The sequence below is a fragment of the Streptomyces sp. WAC05292 genome, assembly GCF_003949955.1.
GTDB lineage: Bacteria > Actinomycetota > Actinomycetes > Streptomycetales > Streptomycetaceae > Streptomyces > Streptomyces globosus.
In genome coordinates this window covers 1-7,498 of record NZ_RPSE01000321.1, presented here as the reverse complement: position 1 = coordinate 7,498, position 7,498 = coordinate 1, and the positions used below count along the sequence as shown (strand labels likewise).

General features: G+C 72.6%; 7 protein-coding genes. 3 read left to right on the top strand and 4 right to left on the bottom strand.

What is annotated here, in order from left to right; translation table 11 throughout:
• Positions 1-18: 18 nt before the first annotated feature.
• The 3 genes from EF903_RS25345 to EF903_RS25335 are packed head-to-tail and all read right to left on the bottom strand — an operon-like array spanning position 19 to position 3,460.
• Positions 19-774 carry a succinate dehydrogenase/fumarate reductase iron-sulfur subunit gene (locus EF903_RS25345; RefSeq protein WP_125546893.1) on the bottom strand — a complete coding sequence of 252 codons (756 nt, stop codon included), beginning with the start codon at positions 772-774 and terminating at the stop codon, positions 19-21.
• Positions 771-2,723 carry a fumarate reductase/succinate dehydrogenase flavoprotein subunit gene (locus EF903_RS25340; protein WP_125546895.1) on the bottom strand — a complete coding sequence of 651 codons (1,953 nt, stop codon included), beginning with the start codon at positions 2,721-2,723 and terminating at the stop codon, positions 771-773. Before EF903_RS25340 ends, EF903_RS25345 begins: the two co-directional genes overlap by 4 nt.
• Before the next feature lie 32 nt (positions 2,724-2,755).
• Complete coding sequence (locus EF903_RS25335) at positions 2,756-3,460, bottom strand: succinate dehydrogenase (RefSeq protein WP_125546891.1); 705 nt, start codon at positions 3,458-3,460, stop codon at positions 2,756-2,758.
• 93 nt (positions 3,461-3,553) lie between these two features.
• On the opposite strand from EF903_RS25335, the gene EF903_RS25330 reads away from it, so the two are divergent.
• Complete coding sequence (locus EF903_RS25330; RefSeq protein ID WP_125546889.1) at positions 3,554-4,435, top strand: LysR family transcriptional regulator; 882 nt, start codon at positions 3,554-3,556, stop codon at positions 4,433-4,435.
• A 53-nt stretch (positions 4,436-4,488) separates the two neighbouring features.
• On the opposite strand, the gene EF903_RS25325 is transcribed toward EF903_RS25330, so the two are convergent.
• A complete protein-coding gene (locus EF903_RS25325; protein WP_125546887.1) occupies positions 4,489-5,133 on the bottom strand; it encodes a TetR family transcriptional regulator in 645 nt (214 codons plus the stop codon).
• A 107-nt stretch (positions 5,134-5,240) separates the two neighbouring features.
• Here EF903_RS25325 and EF903_RS25320 point away from each other — a divergent pair, with 107 nt between their 5' ends.
• Together EF903_RS25320 and EF903_RS25315 are read left to right on the top strand one after the other, a co-directional pair.
• Positions 5,241-6,332, top strand: coding sequence for an FAD-dependent oxidoreductase (locus tag EF903_RS25320; RefSeq protein WP_125546885.1), 1,092 nt, complete (start codon positions 5,241-5,243; stop codon positions 6,330-6,332).
• Positions 6,333-6,653: 321 nt separating this feature from the next.
• Positions 6,654-7,169: a VOC family protein gene (locus tag EF903_RS25315; RefSeq protein ID WP_260615899.1), complete on the top strand. Its 516-nt coding sequence runs from the start codon at positions 6,654-6,656 to the stop codon at positions 7,167-7,169.
• Positions 7,170-7,498: the final 329 nt, after the last annotated feature.

The following is a 7,498-nucleotide window of genomic DNA, read 5'->3' as shown; positions in this document are numbered from 1 at the left end:
GCGGCGGGGCGGCCGGTGTCAGTCGCGGGCGGCGGCGCCCTTGCGGAGGGCGCGGAGCCATTCGCGGTTCATGGCGGTGATCGAGGGCAGCGGGATGCCCTTCGGGCAGGCGGTCGCGCATTCGCCGGTCAGGGTGCAGCCGCCGAAGCCCTCGTCGTCCATCGCGGCGACCATGTCGAGCACCCGGCTCTCCCGTTCGGGCGAGCCCTGCGGGAGCGCGCCGAGGTGGTTGACCTTGGCGGAGGTGAAGAGCATGGCGGAGCCGTTGGGGCAGGCGGCGACGCAGGCGCCGCAGCCGATGCACTCGGCGTGTTCGAAGGCGCGGTCGGCGTCGGGTTTCGGGACGGCGGTGGCGTGCGCCTCTGGCGCGGAGCCGGTGGGTGCGGTGATGTAGCCGCCGGCCTGGATGATCCGGTCGAAGGCGCTGCGGTCCACGACGAGGTCCTTGACGACGGGGAACGCGGCCGCACGCCAGGGTTCGACGTCGATGGTGTCGCCGTCGCGGAAGGAGCGCATGTGGAGCTGGCAGGCGGTGGTGCGTTCGGGGCCGTGGGCCTCGCCGTTGATGACGAGGCTGCACGCGCCGCAGATGCCCTCGCGGCAGTCGTGGTCGAAGGCGACGGGTTCCTCGCCGCGGACGATGAGGTCCTCGTTGAGGGTGTCGAGCATTTCGAGGAAGGACATGTCGCGGGAGATGCCGTCGACCTCGTAGGTGACCATGGCGCCGGGGGCGTCGGGGGTCTGCTGGCGCCAGACGCGCAGGTTGAGCTTCATGCGTAGCTCCGCTGGGTGGGGTGGACGTACTCGAAGACGAGGTCTTCCCTGTGCAGGACGGGCGGCTTGCCGGTGCCGCGGAACTGCCAGGCGGCGGCGTAGGCGAACTCCTCGTCGCGGCGGGCCGCTTCGCCGTCGGGAGTCTGGGACTCCTCGCGGAAGTGGCCGCCGCACGATTCGGTGCGGTGGAGGGCGTCGAGGCACATCAGCTCGGCGAGCTCCAGGTAGTCGACGATCCGGTTGGCCTTCTCCAGGGTCTGGTTGAGCTGGGCGCCGCTGCCGGGGACCCTGACGCGCCGCCAGAACTCCTCGCGGATCCGGGGGATGCGGGCGAGGGCGGTGCGCAGTCCGGCGTCGGTGCGGGCCATTCCGCAGTGCTCCCACATGAGTTCGCCGATCTCCCGGTGGAAGGAGTCGGGGGTGCGGTCGCCGTCGGCGCGCAGGAGCCGGTCGAGGCGGTCGCGGGTTTCGCGGAGGGCGGCCGCGGCGTCGGGGTGGGTGTCGTCGACGGGCTCCCGGGCGGGGTGGCGGGCGAGGTAGTCGCTGATGGTGGCGGGGAGGACGAAGTAGCCGTCGGCGAGGCCCTGCATGAGGGCGGAGGCGCCGAGCCGGTTGGCGCCGTGGTCGGAGAAGTTGGCCTCGCCGATCGCGAAGAGGCCGGGGACGGTGGTCTGGAGGTCGTAGTCGACCCACAGTCCGCCCATCGTGTAGTGCACGGCGGGGTAGATCCGCATGGGGACCTCGTACGGGTTCTCGGCGGTGATCCGCTCGTACATCTCGAAGAGGTTGCCGTACTTCTCGGCGACCTTGTCGCGGCCCGTGCGGCGGATGGCGTCGGCGAAGTCGAGGTAGACGCCCTGGCCGCCGGGGCCGACGCCCCGCCCCTCGTCGCAGACGTTCTTGGCGGCGCGGGACGCGATGTCACGGGGGACGAGGTTGCCGAAGGAGGGGTAGATCCGCTCCAGGTAGTAGTCGCGCTCCGCTTCGGGGATCTCCGCGGGCGGGCGGGTGTCGCCCTTGGCCTTGGGAACCCAGATGCGGCCGTCGTTGCGGAGGGACTCGCTCATCAGGGTGAGCTTCGACTGGTGGTCGCCGGTGCGCGGGATGCAGGTGGGGTGGATCTGGGTGAAGCAGGGGTTCGCGAAGTACGCGCCGCGCCGGTGCGCCCTCCAGACGGCGGTCGCGTTGGAGTTCATGGCGTTGGTGGAGAGGTAGAAGACGTTGCCGTAGCCGCCGGTCGCGAGGACGACGGCGTCCGCGAAGTGGGTGGTGATCTCCCCGGTGACGAGGTGGCGGGCGACGATGCCGCGGGCCCGGCCGTCGGCGACGACGAGGTCGAGCATCTCGGTGCGGGCGTGCATCTCGACGGCGCCGGCGGCGATCTGCCGGGAGAGTGCCTGGTAGGCGCCGAGGAGGAGCTGCTGGCCGGTCTGGCCGCGGGCGTAGAAGGTGCGGGAGACCTGGACGCCGCCGAAGGAGCGGGTGTCGAGGAGTCCGCCGTACTCGCGGGCGAAGGGGACGCCCTGGGCGACGCACTGGTCGATGATCTCGACGGAGATCTGGGCGAGCCGGTGGACGTTCGACTCCCTGGCGCGGAAGTCGCCGCCCTTGACGGTGTCGTAGAAGAGGCGGTGGACGGAGTCGCCGTCGTTGCGGTAGTTCTTCGCGGCGTTGATGCCGCCCTGGGCTGCGATGGAGTGGGCCCGGCGCGGGGAGTCGGAGTAGCAGAACTGGACGACGCGGTAGCCCTGTTCGGCGAGGGTCGCGCCGGCGGCGCCGCCGGCGAGACCGGTGCCGACGACGATGACGGTCTGCTTGCGGCGGTTGGCCGGGTTGACGAGGCGGGCCTCGAAGCGGCGGCGGTCCCACCGGTCGGCGATGGGGCCGGCGGGGGCCTTGGTGTCGGCGAGGGGCTCGCCGGTGGTGTAGTGCGCGTAGGTGTCGCTCATGGTGGCGGTTCCGTGGTCGGTGGGGTGCGCGGTCACTTCACCACTCCGGTCATGACGCCGACGGGGACGGAGACGAAGCCGGCGAAGAGGAGGAGGGCGAGGGTGTTGGCGAGGGCCCTGAGGGCGCGGTCGCGGCGGGCGCTGCCGGCGCCGAGGGTGTGGGCGGCGCTGCGGAAGCCGTGCCGGATGTGCAGGCCAAGGGCTGCCATGGCGGTGATGTAGAGGGTGTTGCCGTACCAGGTGGAGAAGGTGGCGAGGACGTTCTCGTAGGGGTGGCCGGCCCAGGCGCGTTCGTTGACGGTGAGCGTGGTGAGGTCGAGGATGTGCCAGACGATGAACAGGCCGAGGATGACACCGCCCCAGCGCATGGTGCGGGTCGCGTAGCCGGCGCGCCGGCGCTTGTGGGCGTAGGCGACGGGGCGGGCATTGATGTCGCGGCGGCTGAGCTGGTACGCCGACACGGCGTGCGCGGCGACGGCGGCGAGGAGGATGACACGGACGGCCCAGAGGGCCCAGTGGCTGTGCAGGAACGGTTCGCCGATGTGGCGCAGCCAGTGCCCGTACGCGTTGAACTCCTGGGGACCGAAGAAGATCTTGAGGTTGCCCATCATGTGGACGACCAGGTAGCCGAGCATGATCAGACCGGACACCGCCATCACGGCCTTCTTGCCGACGGTGGAGTCCCAGAGCGTGCGCGTGGTGGACGGCCGTCGGTCCGTCCGCGTTGCCAGAGCCATGCCGTCGACGGTAAGGAGCGCACCCCCGAGAGGTCCAAGACATGATGACGCTGCTCTCGATAGGCAGCGTCTATGCGGGGGTAGCCTGGGGTCATGCAGTTCCAGCAGCTTCTGTACTTCGTGGCGGTGGCCGAGACGCGGCACTTCACCCGGGCCGCGGAGCGGGTGCACGTCGCACAGCCGTCACTGTCGCAGCAGATCAAGGCCCTGGAGCGGGAGCTGGGTGCGGAGCTGTTCAGCCGGGCGCGGGGCAACATCGCACTGACGGACGCGGGCGAGGCGCTGCTTCCGCTGGCGCGGCGGATCCTCGCCGACGCGGAAACGGCGCGGCTGGAGGTGCAGGAGCTGGCGCAGCTGCGGCGGGGCCGGGTGCGGCTGGGGGCGACCCCGAGCGTGTGCACGGGCCTGCTGCCGGAGGTGCTGCGCGCCTTCCACACCGCGCATCCCGGGATCGAGCTGCTGATCCAGGAGAGCGGATCCCTTGACCTGGTAAGGGAGTTGGCGCGCGGCGCACTGGACCTGGCGCTGATCGCACTGCCGCTGCCCCCGTCGGCGCCCGCGCTGGACACCGTGGAGCTGCTGACCGAGGACCTGGTGGTCGTGTCCTCGGAGCGGTTGCCGCCGCCCGGCGGGGGCGGGCCGCTGACGGTGTCGGCGCTGCGGCACGAGCCGATGGTGATGTTCCGGCACGGATACGACCTGCGGGACCTGACGGTCGCCGCCTGCCGGGCGGAGGGGTTCGAGCCGGTGTTCACCGTCGAGGGCGGCGAGATGGACGCGGTGCTCGGCTTCGTGCGCGCGGGGCTCGGCGTGGCCGTGGTCCCGGCGATGGTCGCCGGAGGCGCCGCGCCGGGGCTGCGCAGCACCCCGCTGGAGGGTGCCCCGCTGCGCCGCACGATCGCCCTGGCCCACCGGACGGACGTCGCACCGCCGAGGGCGGCCCGCGAACTGAAGCGCATCCTGCTGCAGCACTGAGGCACCGGCCGCGGCAGGGCTGCCCTGCGGGCGCTTAGGCCGGCTGCCGGCGGTCAGGCGCGGCGTACGGGCAGGGCGGCGTCCAGTCCGTCGGCCAGCATGGCGAAGGCGGCCTCCGCGTCGTCCACGGCCGCCGGCTGCGCCTCGGCCGCGCTCTGGCCGGCGGATATCCGCCGCCAGTTCTCCCGGCCGAGTTCGTGCCGGACGGTCACCAGGTGCATCGCCGCCAGGCGCGCGGCCAACGGCGCGACGGACTCCGCCTCCAACGCGGCGGCCAGCAGCTCGACCTCCCGCGAGGTGTAGTGGCCGAGGCGCGCCTCCAGGCTGGCCGTGGTGTAGAGCAGCCGCTGGTAGGCGACGACCTCCGGATGATCGCACAGGCCGGTGATCGGGTCGCCGGCGGCGAGGGCGTCCAGGAAGTGCCCCCGCACCGCCGCCACCGGCGTCTGCCCGGCGGGTCTGTCGCGCACGATGCGGGCCGCCTCGTCCTGGTGGTCGGCGAACCGGTCGAGGACCAGGTCCTCCTTGCTCGGGAAGTACCGGAACAGGGTCGGCTTGGACACCTCGGCCGCCGCCGCGACGTCGGCCACCGACACCTCGTCGAATCCCCGCTCCAGGAAGAGCTCCAGCGCCGTGGCCGCCAGGTGGCGGCGCGTGCGCAGCTTCTTGTTCTCACGCAGACCGGTCGTGTTCTCCATGGGTGCAACCCTAGCACGGATTTCGCAACCGAGTAATTTTTGTAACCGGGTTGCTTTTTCGTCCATCGGCCGCTTTCCTTGAGAGGACGACGAAGGAAGGACGAGTCATGACGACGACGAACGCCCCGGCCGCCACCGATGTCCTGGTGGTCGGCTCCGGACCGACTGGCCTCGCCCTCGCCTGCGACCTGGCCCGGCGGGGCATCGCGGTGCGGGTCGTGGAGCAGCGCCCGGCACCCCACCGCGAGTCGCGCGGCAAGGGACTGCAGCCCGAGGCCATGGAACTCCTCGACGGACTCGGCGCGGGCGACCGCATCAGGGCCGTCGGGCGGACCGGGATCGTGCTGCGCAAGTACTTCGACGGCGAGCACATCGGCGACACCCCCTCCGGCGCCGGGATCCTCGTGGGGCAGTGGCAGGTGGAGGAGGCCCTGCGCGAGAGGCTCGCGGAGCTGGGCGTGCGCGTCCAGCACGGCGCAGCCCTCGCCTCGGTCGACCAGGGCGCGTCGGGCCTGCGCGCCGAACTGTCAGACGGTACGGGCCTGCACGCGGCCTACCTGGCCGGCTGCGACGGCGGCCGCAGCACCACGCGCCGGCTGCTGGGGATCCCGCTGGAGGGGAGCACCGCCGAGGAGGAGGCGATGGTCCTCGGCGACGTACGGGCGCCCGGCCTCAGCAGGGAGTTCTGGCACCAGTGGTTCACCACGGAGGGCGGCGGCATCCTGCTGTGCCCCATGCCGGGGACGGACTCCTTCCAACTCCAGGCGGCGCCCGAGAAGGACGGGGAGGGCCGGACACTGCCGCCCTCCCTGGAGAGCTTCCAGCGACTCTTCGACCGGTACGCACGGGTCCCGGGCATACGTCTGGCCGACCCCACCTGGATGTCGTCGTGGCGGGTCAACTCGCGGGTGGCGGCGCGGATGCGCCGGGGCCGCGCGTTCCTCGCCGGGGACGCGGCGCACGTGCACCCGATAGCCGGCGGACTCGGCATGAACACCGGCATCCAGGACGCCACCGCCCTCGCCCGAACCCTCGCCGCCGCCTTGGCGGAACCGGCCGCGGCGGAGGTACTCGACGCCTACGAGGCGGAACGCCTCCCCGCGGCAAGAGCGGTCGTGACCGACACGACCCGGCGCTACGCGCGCGTGGTCCAAGCGGTCCGCACCCCCGGCCGCGGAACGGAGGCCGGCATGAACTGACGCCCCGCCAACCCCCCGCCCCCGTCGGTGCAGCGAGCCCCGGCCAGGCAGCGGAGCCTTGCAGGGCGCCGGCCGACCAGGGTGCTGCCGACTCCGGGTGTCCGTGGGCACCGGCGCCCGGACGCCGGCGGGGCATCGGTCCCACACCTGCCTGGCCGCCGCCCTCCGAGCAGTCGGCGACCCACCGCTCAGAGAGCGGCTCCCTGAGATGGAGAAAACGGTGGTGCCTTCCGCCTCATCCAGGTCCGTAGTTGTCCTAATGCGCCTCTAGGGTCGCCACATCGCGGAGGAACGTACGAGAGGACGAGACCGATGGGGCACATGGCACCCGAGGGTTACACCAGCGTCGCACCGTGGGTGGTCACCGACGACACCGGTGCACTGCTCGACTTCATCACCGCCGCGTTCGACGGCGAGGAGCTCGCGCGGGTTCCGGTCGAGGACGGCACCATCGGCCACGGCGAGATCCGTGTCGGCGACACGGTCGTGCTCGCCTTCGACCGGCGGCCCGACTGGCCGGTCATGCCCTCGCTGCTCCGGGTCTACGTACCGGACGCGGACGCCGCCATGGCTGCCGCTGTCGCGCACGGGGCACAGGTGGTCACCGAGATCGCCGACAGCGCGTGGGGGGATCGCGGTGGCCGGGTGAGGGATCCGTTCGGCAACATCTGGTGGGTGGTGAGCCGGGTCGAGGACGTCGCGCCGGACCGGGCCTGGGAGCGCATGTCCGAGCCGAAGTACGCCGAGGCGATGCGCATCGCCCAGGAAACGCTGGATGCCGCGCTGAGCGGCCGGGCCACGGGGGTGGCGAGTGCCCCGCGGCGCCCGAACCACTGAGATGTTCGGGGCTGGTGGGGCTGCCATGGGTTGACCGCCTGGCCCGGACGCGCGCCGCGCCGCCCCTGGGCGGCGCGGGGCCCGGCCGGCCTCCGCGGACGAGCCCCCGGCCGGTCCCGCGGTCCGCCCGCCCGGGCAGGGCCGCACGCCCGGGCAGGGCCGCACGCCCGGGCAGGGCCGCACGCCCGGCTGCAGAACAGGCAGGGCCCGGCCGGGGAGCGCACTCCGGCGGAGGTGCTGCGCAGCGCGGACATCACCATGTACCGGGCGAAGGCGGCCGGCGGCAGCCGCTTCGAGTTCGCGGACGCGGAGGCCGACGCCCGCGCGAT

Coding starts and splice junctions, on each gene's coding strand:
- EF903_RS25345 (WP_125546893.1), bottom strand. CDS start 774: ATGAAGCTCAACCTGCGCGTCTGGCGCCAGCAGACCCCCGACGCCCCC.
- EF903_RS25340 (WP_125546895.1), bottom strand. CDS start 2,723: ATGAGCGACACCTACGCGCACTACACCACCGGCGAGCCCCTCGCCGAC.
- EF903_RS25335 (WP_125546891.1), bottom strand. CDS start 3,460: ATGGCTCTGGCAACGCGGACGGACCGACGGCCGTCCACCACGCGCACG.
- EF903_RS25330 (WP_125546889.1), top strand. CDS start 3,554: ATGCAGTTCCAGCAGCTTCTGTACTTCGTGGCGGTGGCCGAGACGCGG.
- EF903_RS25325 (WP_125546887.1), bottom strand. CDS start 5,133: ATGGAGAACACGACCGGTCTGCGTGAGAACAAGAAGCTGCGCACGCGC.
- EF903_RS25320 (WP_125546885.1), top strand. CDS start 5,241: ATGACGACGACGAACGCCCCGGCCGCCACCGATGTCCTGGTGGTCGGC.
- EF903_RS25315 (WP_260615899.1), top strand. CDS start 6,654: ATGGCACCCGAGGGTTACACCAGCGTCGCACCGTGGGTGGTCACCGAC.